Origin of the sequence: Phocaeicola faecalis, assembly GCF_021730445.1 — a bacterium.
GTDB classification, from domain to species: Bacteria; Bacteroidota; Bacteroidia; order Bacteroidales; family Bacteroidaceae; genus Phocaeicola; species Phocaeicola faecalis.
In genome coordinates, this window is record NZ_JADNRM010000001.1 from 770339 (window position 1) to 792710 (window position 22372).

A 22372-nucleotide genomic window follows, 5' to 3' on the forward strand; every position below is an offset into this window, starting at 1 on the left:
GTTTCAATTATTGAATATATAATGTACCATCTTTATAAGCTGTAATGATTGTTTTATCTCCGGTTTGATAAGTCTTTCCACTTTCCGAAACCACATCCATCTCACGGATAGCACCATCACGCTTTATCTGGACGGTATATTTTCCATCACCATGCTTAAAATAAATAGTACTTTCCCTTCCCACCAATTGATCTGTTTTTTCACTACGGTTTACCTGCTGCAACTGATAAGCTTTCTTATAGAGAAACCAAACAGCCAACACAAAGAAAAGACCTATTAATATACCTATGATATAACTGACTACATCCGTATTTCCCGCCAGATACATATACCAGCCAAAGCCAATGCCAAAATGGGTAAGTCCTTTAAAAGACACCACACTGCTGATATCAGCATCTACGTCCACATCCGTATCAATGTCTCCGAAAAAAATAGAAAGAATAAATTGTATCACAAAGATTCCGGTTGTGATAAGAGCGATAATTAAGAAGATATTACTACTCATAATTGTTTGTGTTTAGTTTTTCAATCGATAAATCAGATATACGAGTTTCAAATATACAAATTTGTCGGGCACAGGCAATAGTACATCTTTAGTTTAACAAATTTTTCTTATTGAATATGAAAAAAAGGAAGTTGTCCATTACTTCCCTTTCTTATAATCAGTTACTATGCCTTCTGCTATCCATTTAGCCAATGCCTGACGGTTGTTCTGCAATACCAGTCTTTGCTGGTCGCGCTTGTTTTGAATATTTCCAAGTTCCAAAAACACCGCCACCGGTTGCGTGTTGCGCAACACATAAAGGTTACGTTCACTCACCGTTCCGGTGAAACCTCGGTTGGGCTGATGCTTGTCGTATTTCTTATCAAAAGTGCGATGTAAGTTATTCGCCAAGCGTTTACCTTTGCTACTGCCCGGAGCATGATAAAAGAACACATCCGTTTGCTTCCCCTTACTCCTGCTATCCACATGAATAAAGACTGCCCGTTTATAATTACTTTTATCTTTCTTAAACAACTTGTCAACCCAGTTACAACGTTGCTTTAGCCGTTCCACCTGATTCAAAGGAATAGGATCTCCCATACAAGTTTCCCGCTTGCTATTCGATAAAATATGGCCGTTACGGATACCGTCTTTCTTATCTTGAATAATAATGTGTACTTTCGCTCCCCGTGTCAACAGTTCACGTGCCAAACGAAGAATGATATCATAAGCATATTCATCCTCATGCAACTGACGCCCCTGATAAATACCGATTGCCCCCGGGTCAGGACCTCCATGCCCACTCACCAAATAGAAACAAGCTCCACTAAGCTCGTTAGAGGTTATTTGATAAGTGGCAAGTTCTTTTCCAAAAAGAGGTTCCTTGCCGGTACGAGGCTTCTTATTCTGTGCAAACGATGAAAGAGACAAGACAAATAATGACGTAATCAGTATTATTATAAATCTCATTCCCAATTACTTTTCACCCAACATTTCATCTATCTTTTTACATAATGAAGCAAACTCTTCTGTATTATAAAGACGAGTCAACATCACAATCCTACCGGTCTTGTCAATCAACACATTACGAGTAATACCGGCCTTACGGTCTGCATATTTTGCAAAAATATCTGCACCCGGATCCAGTCCTAAAGGATAAGTCACCCCTGTCTGCTTGGCAAAAGCTACTACCTTATCAAGCGGTTCGTCACGATCTACTCCGTAAAGAGCAAACGCTTTATTATCTTTGTGCTTCTGCCAAATATCCTTTTCTATAAAAGGCATTTCCTTACGACAAACGCCACACCAACTGGCCGTAAACTGAAGCATAACCACTTTACCACGCAAATCGGAAAGTTTCACCTTTTGTCCGTTTGTCAGTTCCATTTCGAAATCAGGGGCCATATCGCCTACCTTCACTATATAACCGGCATCATCAGGAGTTATATCCTTCTTCTGTGCCTGCATCGGTTGGCTGAGCAAGCATGCGCAAACCAACATCATTAAACTCATAAGCTTTTTCATTGCATTCTCCATTTATAATTTGCCACAAAGATAGACTATTCAATCGTTTTTTTGTAATTTTGCCGCCCGAATTTAACCAATAACCACATCAAGATGAATATTTTTTGGGAAACAATCGCTCAGTATAATGCCAGAACATGGATTTACCAACTAATTATCACCCTTGTTGGCTTATGGCTTACCTGCTCATTGTTCCACCATCCCACCCCTTCAAAGAAAAAGGGAATGAAGCTTTATCTTATTTTTATCAATGCATGGGTAGCCGTAGTTTATTATCATATTTATTGTGACCCGCGCAGCTACAGCAATGCATTAGCTCTTTTTTGGGGAATCATGTGCCTTTTCTGGATTTACGATTTAATAGTGGATTACACTCCCTTCGAGTTGAACCACAAACACCAGAAACTGGCCGTCTTATTATGTTTCCTTCCTTTGGCCTACCCCCTGTTTTCTGCGGCCCGCGGTATGCATTTCCCCATGATGACTTCTCCGGTCATGCCGTGTTCGGTAGCAGTATTCACCATCGGACTATTACTGGCTTTTTCACGACGAGTCAATCTTTTCCTCATTTTATTCCTGTGTCATTGGGCACTTATCGGTTTTACCAAAACTTATTTCTTCCAGATTCCCGAAGATTTCTTACTGGCAAGTTCAGCCGTTCCCGGATTATACCTTTTCTTTAAAGAATACATAGCGGCCAACCTGCACACTGCAACCCACTTAAAAGCACGTCTCATCAATATTACTCTCCTTGTTGCTTGCGGAGCCATCAGTCTGTTGTTTATGATTTCCATGGTATGTGAACTGGCACAAGATGGAGACTTATCGAAATAAAAATAAGTCTAAATGAGGTACTTTGCAAAATCTTTCGTATTTTTGCCTCCAAATTGAGTTAATGTTTTAACAGGATGAACGTATTAGAACTAAGTGAACAGGAGATTATCAGACGGAACAGTCTGAATGAAATGCGCGCTATGGGCATTGACCCGTACCCCGCAGCTGAGTATGTAACCAACGCATTTTCTACAGATATAAAAGCCGAGTTCAAAGAAGATGAAGCAGAACCCCGCAAAGTATCGGTAGCCGGACGTATGATGAGCCGCCGTGTAATGGGTAAAGCATCATTTATCGAATTGCAAGACTCCAAAGGCCGTATTCAGGTATATATTACCCGTGATGATATCTGTCCGGATGAAAATAAGGATTTATACAATGTAGTATTCAAACGTCTGCTGGATCTTGGTGACTTCGTTGGTATCGAAGGATACGTGTTCAAAACACAGATGGGTGAAATCAGTATCCATGCCAAAAAGCTGACTGTACTGTCTAAATCCCTGAAACCGCTGCCTATCGTAAAATATAAGGATGGCGTAGCTTATGACAAATTCGAAGATCCGGAATTGCGTTATCGCCAACGTTATGTCGACCTGATTGTCAACGAAGGTGTAAAAGAAACTTTTGAGAAACGTGCCATCGTAGTTAAAACACTGCGTACCGCTTTGGATGAAGCCGGTTATACAGAAGTGGAAACTCCTATCCTTCAATCCATTCCCGGTGGAGCAAGTGCACGTCCATTCACAACACACCATAATTCATTGGATATAGACCTCTATCTGCGTATTGCAACAGAACTTTATCTGAAGCGACTCATCGTAGGTGGTTTTGAAGGTGTATACGAAATCGGCAAGAACTTCCGTAATGAAGGTATGGACAAGAACCATAATCCAGAGTTTACCTGTATGGAACTTTATGTTCAGTACAAGGATTACAACTGGATGATGAGCTTCACCGAAAAATTATTGGAACGCATCTGTATTGCTGTAAACGGAAGTACAGATAGTATTATTGACGGAAAAACAATCAGTTTTAAGGCTCCTTACCGCCGCTTGCCCATTTTGGAAGCCATTAAGGAAAAGACCGGTTATGACCTCAACGATAAGACTGAAGAGGAAATACGTCAGGTTTGCAAAGAGCTGAAAATGGAAGAGATTGATGAAACAATGGGTAAAGGAAAACTGATAGACGAAATCTTCGGAGAGTTCTGTGAAGGTACTTATATCCAACCGACTTTCATTACTGACTATCCGGTAGAAATGTCACCGCTGACAAAAATGCACCGTTCTAAACCGGGACTGACAGAACGCTTTGAACTGATGGTAAATGGTAAAGAATTAGCGAATGCCTATTCTGAGCTTAACGATCCGATTGATCAGGAAGAGCGTTTCAAGGAACAGATGAAGCTGGCCGACAAGGGTGATGACGAAGCAATGATTATTGACCAGGATTTCTTGCGTGCATTACAATATGGTATGCCTCCCACTTCGGGTATCGGTATCGGTATCGACCGATTGGTGATGCTGATGACAGGCAAACCTTATATTCAGGAAGTATTGTTCTTCCCGCAGATGCGTCCTGAAAAAATTACTCCGAAAGACCCGGCAACCAAGTTCATGGAACTAGGCATTGCAGAAGAGTGGGTTCCCGCCATTCAAAAAGTCGGTTACAACTTAGTGAGTGATATGAAAGATGTAAACCCGCAGAAGTTACACCAAGACATCTGTGGTATAAATAAGAAATATAAATTGGAATTGACCAATCCGACGGTAGATGAAGTAGCCGGATGGATTAGCAAAATCTAATTGACAAAACATGAAATTGCCCGGTAAAATAGCAATAATGGGTGGTGGCAGCTGGGCCACGGCTATTGCAAAGATAGTCTTGGCTCAGTCTGAATCAATCAACTGGTATATGCGTCGTGACGACCGAATTGAAGAATTCAAACGTCTCGGCCATAATCCGGCTTATCTGACCAGTGTGCGCTTTGACATCAAGCGCATCAACTTTTCGTCGGATATAAACAAGATAGTCAAGGAGTCGGATACGCTGATATTTGTAACTCCCTCACCTTATCTAAAAAGCCACCTCAAAAAGCTGAAAACCAAAATAAAGGACAAGTTCATCGTCACAGCTATTAAAGGTATCGTCCCCGACGAGAACCTGATTGTTTCCGACTATTTTAATAAAGTATACGGTGTTCCCGAAGACAACATTGCCGTTATCGCAGGACCTTGCCATGCAGAAGAAGTCGCTTTGGAGCGTCTTTCTTATCTGACTATCGGTTGCAAGGATATTGACAAAGCCAAAATCTTTGCCCGCCAACTGGCCGGACATTATATCAAGACCTCAGTAAGCCCCGATGTAGCAGGTATCGAATATGCTTCTGTATTGAAGAATATTTATGCCATTGCTGCCGGTATTTGCAGTGGTTTGAAATATGGCGATAACTTTCAAGCAGTATTGATATCGAATGCCATACAGGAAATGAATCGTTTCCTCAACACCGTACACCCCGTAGAACGCTCCATCGACGATTCCGCTTATTTGGGAGACTTACTTGTTACTTCTTATTCCAATTTCAGCCGAAACCGTGTGTTTGGTACAATGATTGGTAAGGGGTATTCCGTAAAAAGCGCACAAATAGAGATGGAAATGATAGCAGAAGGCTACTACGGCACAAAATGTATTAAGGAGTTAAATAAGCACTTGCACGTGAACATGCCCATCGTAGATGCCGTTTACAATATATTGTACGAGCGCATCTCGCCCATGATTGAGATAAAATTATTAACTGATTCATTCAGATAAAATTCAGATACAATGAAGAATATTAGTTTAAACATCGACAAAGTAGCCGGATTTGTTTCAAAAGAAACGATTGCTGCTTATGCACCTCAGGTAAAAACCTGCATTGAAACACTGGAAAACGGTACAGGTAAAGGTAATGATTTCTTAGGCTGGCTACACTTGCCTTCATCAATTACTGCCGAGCACTTGACTGATTTGCAAGAAACAGCTCGGGTACTTCGCGAAAACTGTGAAGTAGTCATCGTTGCCGGTATCGGTGGCAGTTATCTTGGTGCACGCGCCATCATTGAGGCTTTGTCTAATAGCTTCCAATGGTTGCAGGAAAAGAAAAATGCTCCGACTATCATTTACGCAGGACATAATATCGGTGAAGATTACTTGTTCGAACTGACAGAGTTCTTGAAAGACAAGAAATTCGGTGTAATTAATATCTCTAAATCAGGTACTACTACAGAAACAGCTTTGGCTTTCCGCCTGCTGAAAAAACAATGCGAAGACCAACGTGGCAAAGAAATGGCAAAAAAAGTAATTGTAGCCATTACCGATGCCAAGAAAGGAGCAGCACGTGTAACAGCCGACAAGGAAGGCTATAAATCATTCATTATTCCGGATAACGTAGGCGGTCGCTTCTCTGTATTGACCCCCGTAGGTTTATTGCCTATTGCAGTAACCGGATATGACATCGTTAAATTAGTGGAAGGTGCGCGCACAATGGAGTCTCTTTGCAGCAATCCCAATACACCTTTCGCAGAAAATCCCGCAGCCGTTTACGCAGCAACCCGTAATGCCTTATACCAAGACGGCAAAAAGATTGAAATTCTAGTAAACTTCCAGCCTAAATTGCATTATGTATCAGAATGGTGGAAACAACTGTATGGAGAATCTGAAGGTAAAGAAAACAAAGGTATCTTCCCCGCTTCTGTAGACTTCTCAACAGACCTCCACTCTATGGGACAATGGATTCAGGAAGGCGAACGTACTATCTTCGAAACAGTAATCTCTGTCGAGAAGCCGAATCATAAACTTGAAGTTCCTTCGGATGAGGCAAACCTCGACGGATTAAACTTCTTGGCCGGAAAACGTGTAGATGAAGTAAATAAGATGGCAGAACTGGGTACTCAATTGGCACACGTAGACGGTGGTGTTCCCAATATGCGTCTGATTGTTCCTGAACTGAACGAATTCTATTTGGGAGAAATTATTTACTTCTTTGAAATCGGTTGCGGCATCAGTGGCTATATTCTTGGTGTTAATCCTTTCAACCAACCGGGTGTGGAAGCATACAAAAAGAATATGTTCGCTCTGTTGAACAAACCGGGATACGAAGAAGAATCTAAAGCAATCCAAGCTAGATTATAATTTATAAGATTTTTATTTAGGCACGGATTTCACAGATGAATGCAGTTCCACTAAAGACTGCGAATCTGTGTAATCCGTGCTTCATTATGATACAATAAAATAATGTTCCAAAAAGCAATAAACAATTATCTCCAATCTCACGGATACGATGCCATCCATCTGAAAGCCGTATTATTTGATATGGATGGCGTATTATTCAACTCTATGCCCAATCATGCCGAATCATGGCACAAAGTGATGCTCCGTTTCGGCTTCGGGCTCAGTCGTGATGAAGCTTACATGCACGAAGGCCGTACAGGAGCCTCAACGATAAACATCGTAAGCCGCCGTGAACGCGGACATGACGCTACAGAAGAAGAAATCAAAGCGATTTATCAGGCAAAAACTGAGGAATTCAACAAATGCCCTATAGCAGAAAGAATGCCCGGTGCCTATGAGGTCCTGATAAAAATCAAAGAAGAAGGCCTCATTCCGATGGTAGTAACCGGTTCGGGACAGACCTCTCTATTAGACAGACTAAACCACAATTTCCCCGGCATATTTAAAAAGGAACTGATGGTTACCGCTTTCGACGTAAAATACGGTAAACCTAATCCCGAACCTTACTTAATGGCTTTAAAGAAAGCCCACCTCCAGCCCAATGAAGCACTCGTTATAGAAAATGCGCCATTAGGAGTACAAGCCGGAGTAGCTGCGGGCATCTTTACGATTGCGGTAAACACCGGTCCTTTGCCCGACCAAGTGCTATGGGATGAAGGGGCAAACCTGTTATTTCCTTCCATGCCTGCATTTAATGAGGATTGGGAAATATTAAAACGAGAACTGGCATACAAATAAAAAGAACTGTTACATTGTTACCTGGAGCTGTCAAAACTCTCCCTTTATCAAAATCACCCTCGCTACAACGACCTGTGGCGAGGGTGACTTTTAGTTTATGAGAGTGTCTACACATCCTCAAGATTTACCGTGTACATTCGGGCGGATTTAATCTGCCCTAGATATACCGAAAGAAAGGCTAAGACTCAAACAATTTGCTTCTAGAAAGCATGCACGCACCGATAATACCGGCTCTCTCCTTCAATTTAGATTCCACAATCACAGAATCGCGATTCATCAAGTTGAGCGTATACTTGCGGATTGCCGTCGTAATAGGCTGTATCAGATAATCTCCTGTGCGAGAAAGATCACCGCCGATAATCACCAGTTCAGGATTAAATATATTAATCAATCCGGCAACATGCCTTCCCAACTTCACGCCAATTTCTTCTACCAACTCAATACAAAGCAAATCTTCTTTGTTCACAGCAGCAATAATATCATCAAGCGTTATTTCCTCAAGGTTCTTCCTACTGTTCGAAATAATAGAAGTCTCTCCATTATTAATATGCTCCAATAAAATACGCTGCAAGGCAGAACCTGAAACTTCAGTCTCTATACATCCTTTCTTTCCACAATGACAGATAATCTCATTTTCATATCCGTAATTATGTCCGAATTCGCCGGAGAAACCTGATTTTCCTTTATAAAGCTTTCCATCAATGATAATGCCCATACCCAGCCCCCAACTGACATTGATGAGAATGATGTTCTTTTCACCTTTCACCGCACCCTGCATATACTCACCATATATCATTGCACGCGTATCATTATCAATCGACACCCGGAAACCGCCCAATTTTTCAGAAATAATATCCGACAGCGGACGCTCATCAAAATTAAAGATACTATAACTGTATCCCAAATCAGGATTTACACGTCCCGAAAGATTCACATTAATATTCAATACCTTATCCTGTTCTATCGGAAGTTTCTGAAGGAATTGTTTTATTATCTTGCACAGCTCATCCAAGCATTCAGGAGTATTCTTCGCTCTAAAAGGTACGTTCATCTTTAGCTGCATCACGTCACCTTTAAAGTTAATCAACCCCATGTGAATAGAGAACTGGCGCACCTCTACTCCGACAAAATAGCCAGACTCTGCATTCAGTCCATACAGACTAGGATGTCTGCCTCCACTGGTTTCCAACTTTCCATAGTCATTGATGTACCCATCCTCACACATTTCATCAATGAATTTTGTGACAGTAGGTACACTCAAATCCATTTCTCTTGCCAAATCAGTAATGGTAGAACTACCATTATAAATATAATGTGTGATGATACGTTTCTTCATCACAGCCAACTTAGAGCCTTTTTCTATCTCTTTCAACAACTTATCACCCATATTAAAATATTCCGTTAATGCTCACAAATATAGTTATTTTTTTATGAAAGCACATTCCACAAAGAGAGAATTTTGCAAAAAGATTTTATAAAACCTAATATATTATACCTTTCTGTCAATTATTTCTAATTTCAAGGAATTATTTGTCAATACCGTTTACGCACCCACAAATCAGGCGATTATTAAATAAGCCCTATATAATAAATAAATTCACTCATTGCACTCCATTACTAAATCATTTACATATCAATATCAGCCATGACCTGCATCCCCCCCTATTTCTTTCCTAATAAATTAAAGAAGATAGCATGCATCCGACCTTCCATCCCATTCTCTCTTTTTCATTTTAGAAAAACCGTTTTTTAATGTTATTTTCCATAAAAACGAAAGAGAATGCTAATAAAACAAAGAAAATCACTCCTTCAGGAAGAAAAAAACAATTTATTGAAGGGAATGTCCCCGATTTTCAGTAATATTGCATCTCGGGTGAATAGTTCATCCTAAAACAGACAATAAATAGAATAAAACGAATAGTTAACTTAAAACTTTAAAAAGAAAGAACCATGAGAGTAATTATCGAACCTGATTATCAAAAACTGTCACAATGGGCAGCAAACTATGTAGCAAGTAAAATTAATGCGGCAAACCCTACTCCCGAAAAGCCATTCGTATTGGGATGTCCTACCGGTTCATCACCGCTGGGTATGTACAAAGCGCTGATTGAACTGAACAAGCAAGGAAAAGTATCTTTCCAGAACGTTGTTACTTTCAACATGGATGAATATGTCGGTCTACCCGAAGACCATCCTGAAAGCTACCACACATTCATGTGGAAGAATTTCTTCAACCATATCGACATCAAGAAAGAAAATGTACATATCCTGAACGGAAACGCAGCAGACTTGGAAGCTGAATGTGCAAACTACGAAAAGCAGATTGCCGAAATCGGTGGCATCGACCTGTTTATGGGCGGTATCGGTCCTGACGGCCACATCGCTTTCAACGAACCGGGCTCTTCTCTGTCTTCTCGCACCCGTATCAAGACACTGACTACCGATACCATCATTGCAAACTCACGCTTTTTTGACAATGACGTGAACAAAGTTCCCAAAACTGCGTTAACAGTAGGTGTAGGAACTGTTCTTTCAGCCAAAGAAGTGCTGATTATCTGCAACGGTCACAACAAGGCCCGCGCATTGCAACATGCTGTCGAAGGCGGTATCACCCAAATGTGGACTATCAGTGCATTGCAAATGCATCAACATGGCATCATTGTTTGTGATGAATCAGCTACAGATGAACTGAAAGTAAGTACTTACAAGTATTTCAAAGACATCGAAAAAGCTAATTTGTAACTTTATGAGAACAAATCTAAGTTCGCAGATTTCTCTTAACAGAGTATCTCCGAAGTATTATAAACCCGAAAATGCGGTAGAGCGTTCCGTTCTCACCCGTTTTGAAAAGGTGCCGACAGACATCTACGAAACGGTGGACGAAGGAGTGCAACACATCGCCAATGAAATAGCTGCCAAGATTCAGGAACGCCAGCGCGAAGGAAAATTCTGCGTGATTGGTGCCGGAACAGGTGCTTCATTGCGTCCGCTATATGCCGAACTCGTCCGTAAGCATAAAGACGAAGGACTGAGTTTCCGCAATGTAGTCATCTTCAACTTATATGAATACTATCCTTTGGCCGCCGAAGGTGCAGGAAGCAGTTTCGCACAACTCAACGAACTGTTTTTGGGCCAGATAGATATCGATAAGCAGAATGTGTTTACGATTGACGGTACTATTCCTCAGGAAGCCGTAATCGAATACTGCCGTCTGTATGAACAACGCATCCAGACATTTGGCGGTATGGATATCATTTTAATGGGCATCGGCCGTGAAGGTAATATTGCCATGAACGAACCGGGCTCAAGCCTCAGCTCACCTACCCGACTGATTCTGATTGACTCCACTTCGCGTGCCGAAGCCGCACACAATCTGGGCGTTGACAATCTTCCTCCTTGTTCCATCACTATGGGCGTTGCCACTATCATGGCAGCACGCAAGGTTTATCTGTTGGCATGGGGCGACGACAAAGCCGATATCATCAAAAAAGCAGTAGAAGATAAAGTAAGTGACACACTTCCCGCTTCTTACCTGCAGCTGCACAACAATGCAAATGTCTGCATTGACCTGGCAGCAGCATCTCACTTGACCCGTATCCAACGTCCATGGCTGGTAACCAACTGTGAGTGGAATGACAAATTGATTCGCAGTGCCATCGTATGGTTATGTCTGAAGACGAAAAAGCCTATTCTGAAGCTTACCAACAAAGACTATAATGAAAACGGATTGAGCGAACTGCTGGCACTCTATGGTTCTGCTTACAACGTGAATATTAAAATATTCAATGATTTGCAGCATACCATCACCGGATGGCCGGGCGGCAAACCGAATGCAGATGATACCTATCGTCCCGAACGCGCAAAACCGTTTCCCAAACGTGTGGTAATCTTCTCTCCGCACCCTGACGACGATGTTATCTCAATGGGTGGCACTTTGCGCCGTTTGGTTCAACAAGGTCATGAGGTGCACGTTGCATACGAGACTTCCGGAAATATTGCCGTAGGTGATGAGGAAGTGGTACGTTTCATGCACTTTATCAATGGCTTCAACCAACTGTTCGATGACAACTCCAACGAGACCATCAAAAACAAGTATGCTGAAATCAAGAAATTCCTTGCAGCAAAGAAGGAAGGCGATATGGACACACGCGACATCCTGACCATCAAAGGCCTGATTCGCCGCGGTGAAGCCCGCACAGCTTGTACTTTCAACCAAGTTCCTTTGAGCCGTTGCCACTTCCTCGACCTGCCGTTCTACGAAACCGGTAAGATTGAAAAGAATCCTATCAGCGAAGCCGACGTAGAAATCGTACTGAATTTGTTACGCGAAGTGAAGCCTCACCAGATATTCGTAGCCGGCGACTTGGCTGACCCGCACGGAACCCACCGCGTATGTACCGATGCTGTTCTTGCCGCCATCGATATTGAAAAGGAAGCAGGAGCTGAATGGCTGAAAGACTGCCGCACATGGATGTACCGTGGTGCATGGGCAGAATGGGAAATAGAGAATATCGAAATGGCTGTTCCGTTCAGCCCCGAAGAGCTGCGTGCTAAACGTAACTCCATCTTGAAACACCAGTCTCAAATGGAAAGTGCACCGTTCTTGGGTAATGACGAACGTCTGTTCTGGCAACGTAGTGAAGACCGCAACCGCGGCACAGCAGCATTGTATGACCAGCTAGGTTTGGCATGCTATGAAGCAATGGAAGCGTTTGTAGAGTATGTTCCACTATAAGAAGTATAAGACCTAACCTATTTATACTAACCTTTAAAGTAAAAGTAAATCCCCGGAGGATGTGATATCCTGACCGGGGATTTTTATTTTCATCCAAACAATATTCCCCCTCAAAAATAGAAATATAATCCATCATTTAAGCTAAAATATCTATGGGATTATACAACAATTATTATTTCTTTTGTAAATCTATTCCTCTATCAGGAATATTCATTCACCTTAATCTATACAATATAATGAAAAGAACTATTAAAACTATTTCTATTTTTCTTGCATTATGCTATAGTGCAGTTACAAATGGGCAAACTTCTACCCAAATACATTTACCGACCATATTCTCGGACCACATGGTACTCCAACAGCAAAGTACTGTTTCTATTTGGGGCTGGGGAGAAGCAAGCACTACGGTCAAATTAGTAGGAAGCTGGATGCCCAATGATACCATTTCAACCTCTGTAGATGACTGCGGACGTTGGAGCACCAAAATTCCCACCTGCGGGCACGGGGGTCCATACACCCTGCAAATATTCACCAATAACAGGAAAGAAAACAAAATAATACTGAAAGATATCCTATTGGGCGAAGTATGGTTATGCAGTGGACAGTCAAACATGGAATGGAGCCCCAATAACGGAATCCATAACCAGCAAGAAGAAATTAACAACGCTAACCATCCTCACATACGTTTCTTCAGTCTGAGCAAACAAGGGAGCAAATCTCCACAAGAAAATTGCTATGCACAATGGGAACAATGTACCCCCGAAGTAATGCAAAAGCGAAGTGCCATAGCTTATTTTTTCGGCAAACGTCTGCAACAGAAACTCAATGTACCCATAGGATTAATTGTTTCCGCATGGGGAGGAACTCCTGCAGAAGTATGGACTCCGCAAGACACGGTCATAAACAACAAAGTCATTGCCGAAGCAATAATAAACAAACCTTACCCCTGGTGGCCGGTAACACCGGGAGTTCTTTACAACAGCATGATTCATCCGTTAATGCCATACGACATTGCCGGAGCCATTTGGTATCAAGGAGAATCAAACAGAGACAATCCGTCATCATATAATTTGCTCATGGAAAAGATGATTGCAAGTTGGCGAAAAGGTTTCGGTAAGAATTTTCCTTTTTACATGGTTCAAATAGCTCCATACAACTATCATTCTACCAATAATGGTCCCGCATTGATACGTGAAGCACAAGAACAAGTAGCACATAGAGTTGATAATGTAGGACTGATAACCACTACCGATATTGGTGACCCTGACAACATCCATCCCGCCCAAAAAGCTGAAGCCGGCTTTAGACTGGCTAATTTGGTATTGGGAAAAACTTACAAAGTATTAAAAAAAGGTTATGAAACACCTTTCTTCACACAAATGACCATCAAAAAAGGAAAAGCTATCCTCTCTTTTAGTCATACAGAAAAGAAATTAGTATGTCCCGACAAAAAAATCAGAGGAGTAACGATAGCCGGAAATGACGGAAATTTCGTACCTGCCAATGCACATATCAAAGAAAACCTGCTGATAGTTTCTTCACCCAAAGTAAAACAGCCGATTGCTGTCCGTTACTGTTTCGATGATGCGACTGTAGGAAATTTATTCAATGCAGAAGGACTTCCTGTAGCACCTTTCCGCACAGATAGGAAATAAAAAATACGGGCAGGAGACAACATTTGACATATCATTAACCAATTACCATAAGTAATCAAACAAATGAAAATCAACACTTTATTATTCTTATCCCTGTTAACAGTTTCATGTTCACAACCTAAAAACCGGATTAATCTGACAGGTAAATGGCAATTTACTACAGACTCCGCCAATTGGAGCGGCAGCATCCTGTTGCCCGGTTCCATGGCTTCCAATGGATTAGGAAAAGATATTGACATTAGCACACCTTGGACAGGAAGCATCAACGATGAGTCTTATTTTAAAAATGAACGTTATGCCAAATATCGTAACTCCGATAACATCAAAATACCTTTTTGGCTACAACCAGTAAAATACTACAAAGGTGCAGCATGGTATCGGAAAGAAGTAAATATTCCAACCGACTGGAAACAGCAAGATATCTCTCTTTTTCTGGAACGATGCCATTGGGAAACACGTTTATGGGTAGATGATAAAGAAATAGGCATGCAGAACACACTCGGAACTCCCCATCAATATGATTTATCCGATGTACTCACTCCCGGCAAGCATACACTCACTTTACGTATAGATAACAGAATAAAAGACATTGATCCGGGAGAAAACTCACACAGTATTTCAGACCACACGCAAGGTAACTGGAACGGAGTAATAGGCGACATGTGCCTGCAAGTCCGCCCACAAGTAAACATAGCACACACAGATATTTATCCTGATATCAGTGCTAAAAACATTCGCGTAAAAACATGCTTGAAAAACAGAAAAAAGACAAAAGTCACCGCTATTCTAACCTTAAAAGCCAATGGGAAAAGCATACAACAAGAAGTAGTGCTCCTTCCCGGCGAGAACAAAACCGAAACAATACTTCCATTAGGAGACAATATTTGTCTGTGGGATGAGTTCAATCCGAATTTATATACATTGAAAGCCAGCCTGACCAATCAAGAAACAACGGTTACCGATACTCATACAGAGCAGTTCGGTATGCGCGATTTCAGAGTAATAAACCGCCACATCACCATCAACGGACGTCCTGTCTTTCTACGTGGAACACTGGATTGTGCAGTTTTTCCCAAAACCGGCTACCCACCTACCGACCAAGCCTCATGGGAAAAGATATTCACAGCCTGCCGTAATCACGGTATGAATCATATACGTTTTCATTCCTGGTGTCCTCCCGAAGCTGCTTTTTGTGCAGCCGACAAAATGGGAATGTACCTGGAAATAGAGTGCTCATCCTGGGCAAACAGCAGCACCACCATCGGAGATGGGAAACCATTGGACGCCTTTATACTAAAAGAAAGCGAAGCTATAGTGAGAACTTTTGGCAATCATCCTTCTTTCTGCATGATGATGTACGGCAATGAACCTGCCGGTGCAGGAAGCAATAATTATCTGGCCGAATTTACCTCCTATTGGAAAAAACAAGATAACAGGCGAATTTATAGCACTGCAGGCGGATGGCCCAACTTGCCTGTCAGTGATTTTTTAAGCGATTCCTCGCCACGCATACAGGGATGGGGACAAGGGTTGAATAGTATCATCAATGCCCAAACACCACGTACGGACTACGATTGGTCTGAATATATTAACCGGTTCACTCAGCCCATAGTAAGCCATGAAATAGGACAATGGTGCGTCTATCCCAATTTTAAAGAAATGAAAAAGTATACAGGTGTAATGCGCCCTACCAACTTTGAAATATTCCAAGAAAGTCTACAAGAGAATGGCATGGAAGCCCTTGCCGATAGTTTCCTTCTAGCATCTGGAAAATTACAAGTACTTTGTTACAAAGCCGACATAGAAGCCGCCCTCCGCACTAAAGACTTCGGAGGATTCCAATTGCTGGGTTTATACGATTTTCCGGGACAAGGCACCGCACTGGTAGGTGTGCTTGATGCCTTTTGGGAAGAGAAAGGATATATCTCTCCCGAAGAATACAGCCGTTTCTGCAATGCCACCGTACCATTGGCACGCCTGCCCAAACTAATTTTCACAAACAATGAAACTTTGAAAGCATCTGTAGAGGTCGCTCACTACGGAGATAGCCCTCTGAAAAACGCAACTACCGGATGGACTTTACGTGATGTTACAGGAAACATCCTCCAATCAGGAGAATGGAATGCAAAAGAAATACCTGTCGGCAATAATTTTGCTTTAGGAGAAATAGTTGCTCCACTCACTACCGTAACCACACCACAACGCTTGGTGTTAGAAGTTTCAGTAAACAATAGAAAAAATGACTGGAACATCTGGGTATACCCAACAGCCCAACAAGCCATTCCCAATGAAAATAAAATCTGTATGACCGATCGCTTGGATGCCATCACCCTAAACACACTTGAGAAAGGAGCCACAGTATTACTTTCACTAAAGAAAGGAAGTTTGTCCAAAGAACTGGGGGGCGATATCCAGATAGGCTTCTCCAGCATTTTCTGGAATACGGCATGGACTGCCAAACAAGCACCTCACACCTTGGGCATATTATGCAATCCCGCACATCCGGCTCTAAGTGAATTCCCCACAGAATATCATAGCGATTACCAATGGTGGGATGCCATGAGCCATTCCGGAGCAATTGAGTTCTGCGAACTTTCTCCCAAGCTACATCCCATTGTCCGCGTCATCGACGACTGGTTTACCAATCGCCCCTTAGCCTTATTGTTCGAAGCTAAAGTAGGTAAAGGAAAAATATTGGTTTCAGGTATAGACTTTTGGCAAGACATGGATAAACGCCCCGAAGCCCGACAACTGTTATATAGCTTGAAAAAATACATGAGCAGTCCGGCATTCCATCCTGATACGGAACTCAAAAAAGAACAAATACAGCAACTGCTATAAAGACTCTTTTATAGTAAAAAAACATCCATAAGTCATTCATCCTTATCATTTTTAAATATTTCAATATAAAATCTTAATTTTGCATTTAAATCATTTAAGTGATTCGTCATGACAAACTTTGAACAGTTCTATATCACATGGTATTCGCGTGCTATTTATTTCGCACGCGAATATGTATTGTCCGAAAGTGATGCCGAAAACATCGTTCAAGACGTGTTCCTACATTTATACGAACACTGCGACCGGTTGGACGCATACACCAACCTTACAGCTTACCTGTTTACTTCCATCAAAAACAAATGCCTCGACTACTTACGCAAACGGGTGAACGAACAGGAAGCTGTAGCCGAAATGCAAAACGAATTTGATATGGCCTTACGCATGAAATATGATTCTTTGGAAATCCTCAATACTAACTTCCCCGATGAAACCGGCATAGAAGAACGTTTGAAACAAGCTCTGCAGAAACTCCCCGAACGGTGCCGAAGCATTTTTATCATGAACAAACTGGAAGGTAAAAAACAACAGCAAATAGCCTCAGAACTGCAAATATCCATCAACACCGTAGAATCACAAATGGCCATTGCATACAAAAAATTACGCGAGGAATTAAAAGACTGCCTGCCTCTACTTCTTTTTTTATTTGCTCTTCCCTGATTTTTTTCATTTTCTTTTGGCGGATTCTTTCTCTTCCTTCGTTTACTATACAGAACAGATAAAAAATGGACCATCGAATTATAAAATATTACGCAGGAGAACTCAGTAAAGAAGAAAGGAAAGCTTTACTGCAGGAGGCCTTTTCCAACCAAGAACTGAAGAAGGAAATGATAAATTGCCAGCACTTGCAATCACTGGTAAAACTCCACCCACAAGAAAAAAACGAATTATTAGGTAAGGAAAGCCTGAAGCGTTTCATGAAAGCCCGACAGATAGAAAAAAAGAAAAGATTGTCATTCCATTTGTTACGCTATGCAGCTATCGTCATTGCCTGTATGGTTTCCACATGGTGGGTTACTTACTCGTTTATCACTATGGATATACCACAACCTGTCACTCAGGAACTCTCTGTCCCGGCCGGACAACGCGCACATATTGTACTGCCGGACGGCAGCAAAGTATGGGTGAATGCCGGTTCCACCCTCACCTATCCTTCCATATTCGGTGAGGAACGCCGGGTAAAACTCAGCGGAGAAGCTTTCTTTGAAGTGGCGAAAGGCTCTTTGCCGTTTATAGTCTCTACCGGTAAGGTGGATGTAAAAGCACTCGGCACCCAGTTCAATGTGTTCAACTATCCTACCGAAGAAGTGACCGTTGCACTGTTGGAAGGATCCGTACGCGTCTACCATCCCGAACAAGAACAACAAGGAGTTCTGTTAAGCCCTGAACAACAGCTAACCGCAACTGCCAATGGACGTTTCTTGGTGGTACCCATCACTAAAGACCCCATCATCTGGAAAGACGGTCTTTATGCTTTCAACAAACAAAAGCTGAAAGATATATTGAAAAAACTGGAACTCTATTATGACGTGAAAATCATCGTCAAAGACACCTCCATACTGGAATACGAATACACAGGAAAGTTCCGCCAGCGCGACGGGGTAATGGAGGTCTTGCGGATTATCCAGAAAATACACCCTTTCAAAATAAAACAAAAAGAGAATACGAATGAAATTACTTTATACCGTTAACCTTATTGTCTAATCCATAAAATCAAGAAGAACCATGAAAACATAAGAAGAATATCCATCCACACGTATGCCTTAATCAAAAAAGAAGTCGGCAGATGCGCCAACACCTGCCAACCCGACATTAAGCATAACGTATTCCAAACCCTTTCAAAAATCTAGAAATTATTAACTTAATCGGAAACAAAGATATGAAAATAAAACCTTTGTTAGGGCATCTTTTATGCCTAAAAACGCAAAACAGGACATTAAATATTATGAAAGTAACTATATTTTTGACGTTTTTCTGTGCTTTCCCCTTATTTGCTTCTACCGGTAAAGCACAAAACGCTGTAATAGAACTACCTTCAAACGCTGTAACGGTAGAAACCCTTTTCTCTGAAATAGAAAAACAGACAGACTATTTGGTAGTGTACAGCAACAGAGAACTGAATGTGAAGAGCATTGTTACTTTGTCAAAGAAGAAAGCCAAAGTAAGCGAAATGCTAAAAGAACTGCTGAAAAGTTCCAATCTAAAATACGAACATACCAACAATTATATCGTATTCTCCCCCAAAAACGATAAAACTCATGTTGCACAGCAAACTAAAAAAAAGGTGACGGGGACGGTCATTGACAAAAATGGGGAAGCCATCATCGGTGCCAGTGTACTGGAAAAAGGAACGACCAACGGAACCATTACAGACATAGATGGGCATTTTACCCTTGAAGTAGGGGACAAAGCAACCTTAGCTATCTCTTATATCGGCTACATCGGCCAAAATATAGCGATAGGCAACAAAAGCATGGTTTCCATCATCCTTCAGGAAGATTCACAAGCCCTTGAAGAAGTCGTTGTGATAGGCTATGGCACCCAAAAGAAAGTCAACCTGACCGGTTCGGTAGCCTCCATCAATTCCGAAGTAATCGAAAATGTACCCGCCTCCAACCTTTCCAATGCATTAAGCGGTCGGTTGGCCGGAGTCAACATCACCCAAACAGCCGGCAAACCGGGAGGTGGCTCATCCGTATCCATCCGTGCCGACGGTACTTGGAACAGCACCGACCCGCTGTACATCATTGACGGCGTGGTCCGTGACAAGTTTGCCTTCGATGGGCTGGACGCCAGTGAAGTAGAAAACCTTTCCGTTTTGAAAGACGGTGCTTCGGCGGCCATTTATGGTTCGCGTGCCGCCAACGGTGTTATCCTGGTTACTACCAAAAAGGGTAAGATAGGCAAACCGACCATCAATTATACAGGATCAATCGGTGTATCGGAAGCAACCAAGATACCAGATATGTTCAATGCATACGAGCAAGCTTTATACACCAATGAAGCTTTGCGCAACCATTTGGTTCCTGAAGGCGATGCTCAATATTATGCCGAAGATGAACTGGAATATTACAAAAATCACTCATACGACTGGATGGATGAGACCTGGAAATCCCCCGTTGTCACCCGCCATTCGCTGAATGTAAACGGTGGTAATGACAAGGTGCGCTATTTTATCGGTGGAAACTATTATTACGAAACAGGTTCATTCGACAACCTTAATTTCAAAAAATACAGTATCCGCAGCAATATTGACGCCAATATCACCAAAGACCTGAAAGTATCTTTGAACTTGAACATGGATACACGCAACGACCATAAACCTTATTGGAAATGGGACAATGACAACGACAATATGAACAACCTATACAACGGATTGCTGCGCCGCGGACTTTTTGCCCCTTATATTGACGGGAAACCCAACGGGACCTACCTGGCATGGCACCCGATGGAAGTAATCAATGGAAATAGCGGATACAATAAAAAGCGTTATTCCAACTATGAAGTAAACGTAGCCTTCCAATATGATGTTCCTTTCATCAAAGGCTTAAGCCTGAAACTGGCATACAACAAATATGAACGGCATACTTTCATTAAACAGTTCAGCCGTCCTTACGACCTGTATGTTTTCAAGACCACAGGTTCACACAACCATATACAGACCAATGAACTGGACTATGTGAAAACCAGAGATGACGGAGATTTCCTATACGAAAAATACAATAACGACAATAGCTACCAGCTCAATGCCATGGTGACTTACAACAATACCTTCGGCAAGCACGATATCAACGCCCTGTTTGTATACGAACAGTATGAAGGCACAACCGACTGGATGGACGGACAACGCAACTATTTCATCTCTTCGGCCGTAGACCAGATTTTTGCCGGAAGCTCCGATCCTAAAGATTCGACATTCAACGGTAAAGGTTCAGAAAGCGGTCGCCTTTCTTATGTAGGCCGCCTGGGATATACATACGACAACAAATACCTGCTGGAAGCCTCCTTCCGCTATGACGGTTCTGTCAACTTCGACCCAAAACACCGTTGGGGATTCTTCCCATCAGTATCGGCAGCATGGAGAATCTCAGAAGAAAATTTCTTCAAAAACAACGTCCGTTTCATTGATTACCTGAAACTCCGCGGCTCCATAGGCTTGCTGGGAAATGATGCTGTGGGAGGCTGGCAATGGATGCAACGCTACAACTTGAATTCAGGCGCCTATTTCGGTGCGCTAAGCAACGGAGTTTCCGCTGATGTAATCCCCAATGCCGAAATCACTTGGGAAAAGTCATTAGATATAGATTACGGATTTGATATGCAGATCTTACGCAACCGCCTGTCATTAAGTGCCGGTGGATTCTATAAACATACCTACGATATTTTAGGAGACCGCCTGGCCAGCCTGCCTTCCACCTTCGGAGGAGTCATGCCTAAAGAAAACTACGCAACGATTGACACGAAAGGTTTCGAAATAGAACTTTCCTACAAAGACAAAATAGGAAAAGACTTTACCTATAATATCAATGCCAACTTTGGCTACGCCACCAATAAGCTAATCACTAAAGACGAAGCTGAAAACTTACGTCCTTATAAATCAGAATTAGAATATAACACAGACCGCAGCATGGGATATGTGGCAACCGGCATCATCCGTACACAAGCCGACCTCGACGCACTGCCCGAAGGATATACCATCTTTGGGAAAAAACCGGAACTGGGAATGCTGAATTACAGGGATATAAGAGGTGCAAACTCGGACGAACCGGATGGAAAGATTGACGATAATGATAAAGAATGGATTATAAAACACACCAAATCCCCCATCAATTACGGCTTCTCCGTGGGTGGGGCATGGAAAGGATTAAGTGTGGACTTATTCTTCCAAGGTGTAGCCGGAGGCAAACGTTTTTATGACCAGCGTACAGAATGGGAAGGAATGGAAGCTTCCGCATATGCATGGAGGGCAGATTATTGGACACCGGAGAACACGGATGCCAAGTTCCCAAGGGCAGGAGCCGACAACGGAGCTTCTGAAGAATCGACTTTCTGGATTCAAGATACTTCATTCCTGCGCTTGAAGAATGTGAATATCACTTACCAGCTGCCGCAACAACTGGTATCCAAATGGGGTCTTTCACAAATGAAATTCTTCCTGATGGGAACCAACCTGTTCCTGCTGCAAGATAAAATTAAAGCTTATGATCCGGAGAACTCAAGCATCATGAATTACCCGTTGATGCGGACTTATTCATTTGGTATCAATGTCAGTTTCTAACTCTTTAAATATGAAAA

General features: G+C 42.1%; 16 protein-coding genes. 12 read left to right on the top strand and 4 right to left on the bottom strand.

Annotated elements, in window-relative coordinates:
• Positions 1 to 7: 7 nt before the first annotated feature.
• From IR173_RS03300 to IR173_RS03310, 3 genes are all read right to left on the bottom strand, one after another.
• A complete protein-coding gene (locus IR173_RS03300) occupies positions 8 to 505 on the bottom strand; it encodes a hypothetical protein (protein WP_237038247.1) in 498 nt (165 codons plus the stop codon).
• Positions 506 to 643: 138 nt separating this feature from the next.
• A complete protein-coding gene (locus IR173_RS03305; protein WP_237038248.1) occupies positions 644 to 1453 on the bottom strand; it encodes an N-acetylmuramoyl-L-alanine amidase family protein in 810 nt (269 codons plus the stop codon).
• Positions 1454 to 1459: 6 nt separating this feature from the next.
• Positions 1460 to 2008, bottom strand: a complete 549-nt coding sequence (locus IR173_RS03310; RefSeq protein ID WP_237038249.1) for a TlpA disulfide reductase family protein — start codon at positions 2006 to 2008, stop codon at positions 1460 to 1462.
• A gap of 93 nt (positions 2009 to 2101) precedes the next feature.
• On the opposite strand from IR173_RS03310, the gene IR173_RS03315 reads away from it, so the two are divergent.
• The 5 genes from IR173_RS03315 (at position 2102) to IR173_RS03335 (ending at position 7849) form a co-directional block, all read left to right on the top strand.
• Entirely contained in the window at positions 2102 to 2842 is a 741-nt protein-coding gene (locus IR173_RS03315) for a DUF6064 family protein (protein WP_237038250.1), read from the top strand.
• A gap of 74 nt (positions 2843 to 2916) precedes the next feature.
• Entirely contained in the window at positions 2917 to 4647 is a 1731-nt protein-coding gene (lysS, locus tag IR173_RS03320; RefSeq protein ID WP_237038251.1) for a lysine--tRNA ligase, read from the top strand.
• 10 nt (positions 4648 to 4657) lie between these two features.
• Positions 4658 to 5653: an NAD(P)H-dependent glycerol-3-phosphate dehydrogenase gene (locus tag IR173_RS03325; RefSeq protein WP_005936570.1), complete on the top strand. Its 996-nt coding sequence runs from the start codon at positions 4658 to 4660 to the stop codon at positions 5651 to 5653.
• Positions 5654 to 5665: 12 nt separating this feature from the next.
• Positions 5666 to 7012 carry a glucose-6-phosphate isomerase gene (locus tag IR173_RS03330; protein ID WP_237038252.1) on the top strand — a complete coding sequence of 449 codons (1347 nt, stop codon included), beginning with the start codon at positions 5666 to 5668 and terminating at the stop codon, positions 7010 to 7012.
• A gap of 102 nt (positions 7013 to 7114) precedes the next feature.
• A complete protein-coding gene (locus IR173_RS03335; protein ID WP_237038253.1) occupies positions 7115 to 7849 on the top strand; it encodes an HAD-IA family hydrolase in 735 nt (244 codons plus the stop codon).
• 178 nt (positions 7850 to 8027) lie between these two features.
• On the opposite strand, the gene IR173_RS03340 is transcribed toward IR173_RS03335, so the two are convergent.
• Entirely contained in the window at positions 8028 to 9236 is a 1209-nt protein-coding gene (locus IR173_RS03340) for an ROK family transcriptional regulator (protein WP_237038254.1), read from the bottom strand.
• A 563-nt stretch (positions 9237 to 9799) separates the two neighbouring features.
• Between IR173_RS03340 and nagB the strand changes: the two genes are divergently transcribed.
• From nagB to IR173_RS03375, 7 genes are all read left to right on the top strand, one after another.
• Positions 9800 to 10591: a glucosamine-6-phosphate deaminase gene (nagB, locus tag IR173_RS03345; RefSeq protein WP_237038255.1), complete on the top strand. Its 792-nt coding sequence runs from the start codon at positions 9800 to 9802 to the stop codon at positions 10589 to 10591.
• A 4-nt stretch (positions 10592 to 10595) separates the two neighbouring features.
• The gene (locus tag IR173_RS03350) at positions 10596 to 12584 is read left to right on the top strand and encodes a glucosamine-6-phosphate deaminase (RefSeq protein WP_237038256.1); all 1989 of its coding nucleotides are present in this window, start codon (positions 10596 to 10598) and stop codon (positions 12582 to 12584) included.
• Positions 12585 to 12820: 236 nt separating this feature from the next.
• Entirely contained in the window at positions 12821 to 14239 is a 1419-nt protein-coding gene (locus IR173_RS03355) for a sialate O-acetylesterase (protein ID WP_237038257.1), read from the top strand.
• Between the two features lie 63 nt (positions 14240 to 14302).
• Positions 14303 to 17080, top strand: a complete 2778-nt coding sequence (locus IR173_RS03360) for a sugar-binding domain-containing protein (RefSeq protein ID WP_237038258.1) — start codon at positions 14303 to 14305, stop codon at positions 17078 to 17080.
• Positions 17081 to 17188: 108 nt separating this feature from the next.
• Complete coding sequence (locus IR173_RS03365; protein ID WP_237038259.1) at positions 17189 to 17737, top strand: RNA polymerase sigma-70 factor; 549 nt, start codon at positions 17189 to 17191, stop codon at positions 17735 to 17737.
• 65 nt (positions 17738 to 17802) lie between these two features.
• The gene (locus IR173_RS03370) at positions 17803 to 18768 is read left to right on the top strand and encodes a FecR family protein (RefSeq protein WP_237038260.1); all 966 of its coding nucleotides are present in this window, start codon (positions 17803 to 17805) and stop codon (positions 18766 to 18768) included.
• 254 nt (positions 18769 to 19022) lie between these two features.
• Positions 19023 to 22355: a TonB-dependent receptor gene (locus IR173_RS03375; protein WP_237038261.1), complete on the top strand. Its 3333-nt coding sequence runs from the start codon at positions 19023 to 19025 to the stop codon at positions 22353 to 22355.
• Positions 22356 to 22372 lie beyond the last annotated feature (17 nt).

Excerpts from the sequence above, each read along its gene's own strand:
- IR173_RS03300 (WP_237038247.1), bottom strand. The coding sequence starts at position 505 with ATGAGTAGTAATATCTTCTTAATTATCGCTCTTATCACAACCGGAATC.
- IR173_RS03305 (WP_237038248.1), bottom strand. The coding sequence starts at position 1,453 with ATGAGATTTATAATAATACTGATTACGTCATTATTTGTCTTGTCTCTT.
- IR173_RS03310 (WP_237038249.1), bottom strand. The coding sequence starts at position 2,008 with ATGAAAAAGCTTATGAGTTTAATGATGTTGGTTTGCGCATGCTTGCTC.
- IR173_RS03315 (WP_237038250.1), top strand. The coding sequence starts at position 2,102 with ATGAATATTTTTTGGGAAACAATCGCTCAGTATAATGCCAGAACATGG.
- lysS (WP_237038251.1), top strand. The coding sequence starts at position 2,917 with ATGAACGTATTAGAACTAAGTGAACAGGAGATTATCAGACGGAACAGT.
- IR173_RS03325 (WP_005936570.1), top strand. The coding sequence starts at position 4,658 with ATGAAATTGCCCGGTAAAATAGCAATAATGGGTGGTGGCAGCTGGGCC.
- IR173_RS03330 (WP_237038252.1), top strand. The coding sequence starts at position 5,666 with ATGAAGAATATTAGTTTAAACATCGACAAAGTAGCCGGATTTGTTTCA.
- IR173_RS03335 (WP_237038253.1), top strand. The coding sequence starts at position 7,115 with ATGTTCCAAAAAGCAATAAACAATTATCTCCAATCTCACGGATACGAT.
- IR173_RS03340 (WP_237038254.1), bottom strand. The coding sequence starts at position 9,236 with ATGGGTGATAAGTTGTTGAAAGAGATAGAAAAAGGCTCTAAGTTGGCT.
- nagB (WP_237038255.1), top strand. The coding sequence starts at position 9,800 with ATGAGAGTAATTATCGAACCTGATTATCAAAAACTGTCACAATGGGCA.
- IR173_RS03350 (WP_237038256.1), top strand. The coding sequence starts at position 10,596 with ATGAGAACAAATCTAAGTTCGCAGATTTCTCTTAACAGAGTATCTCCG.
- IR173_RS03355 (WP_237038257.1), top strand. The coding sequence starts at position 12,821 with ATGAAAAGAACTATTAAAACTATTTCTATTTTTCTTGCATTATGCTAT.
- IR173_RS03360 (WP_237038258.1), top strand. The coding sequence starts at position 14,303 with ATGAAAATCAACACTTTATTATTCTTATCCCTGTTAACAGTTTCATGT.
- IR173_RS03365 (WP_237038259.1), top strand. The coding sequence starts at position 17,189 with ATGACAAACTTTGAACAGTTCTATATCACATGGTATTCGCGTGCTATT.
- IR173_RS03370 (WP_237038260.1), top strand. The coding sequence starts at position 17,803 with ATGGACCATCGAATTATAAAATATTACGCAGGAGAACTCAGTAAAGAA.
- IR173_RS03375 (WP_237038261.1), top strand. The coding sequence starts at position 19,023 with ATGAAAGTAACTATATTTTTGACGTTTTTCTGTGCTTTCCCCTTATTT.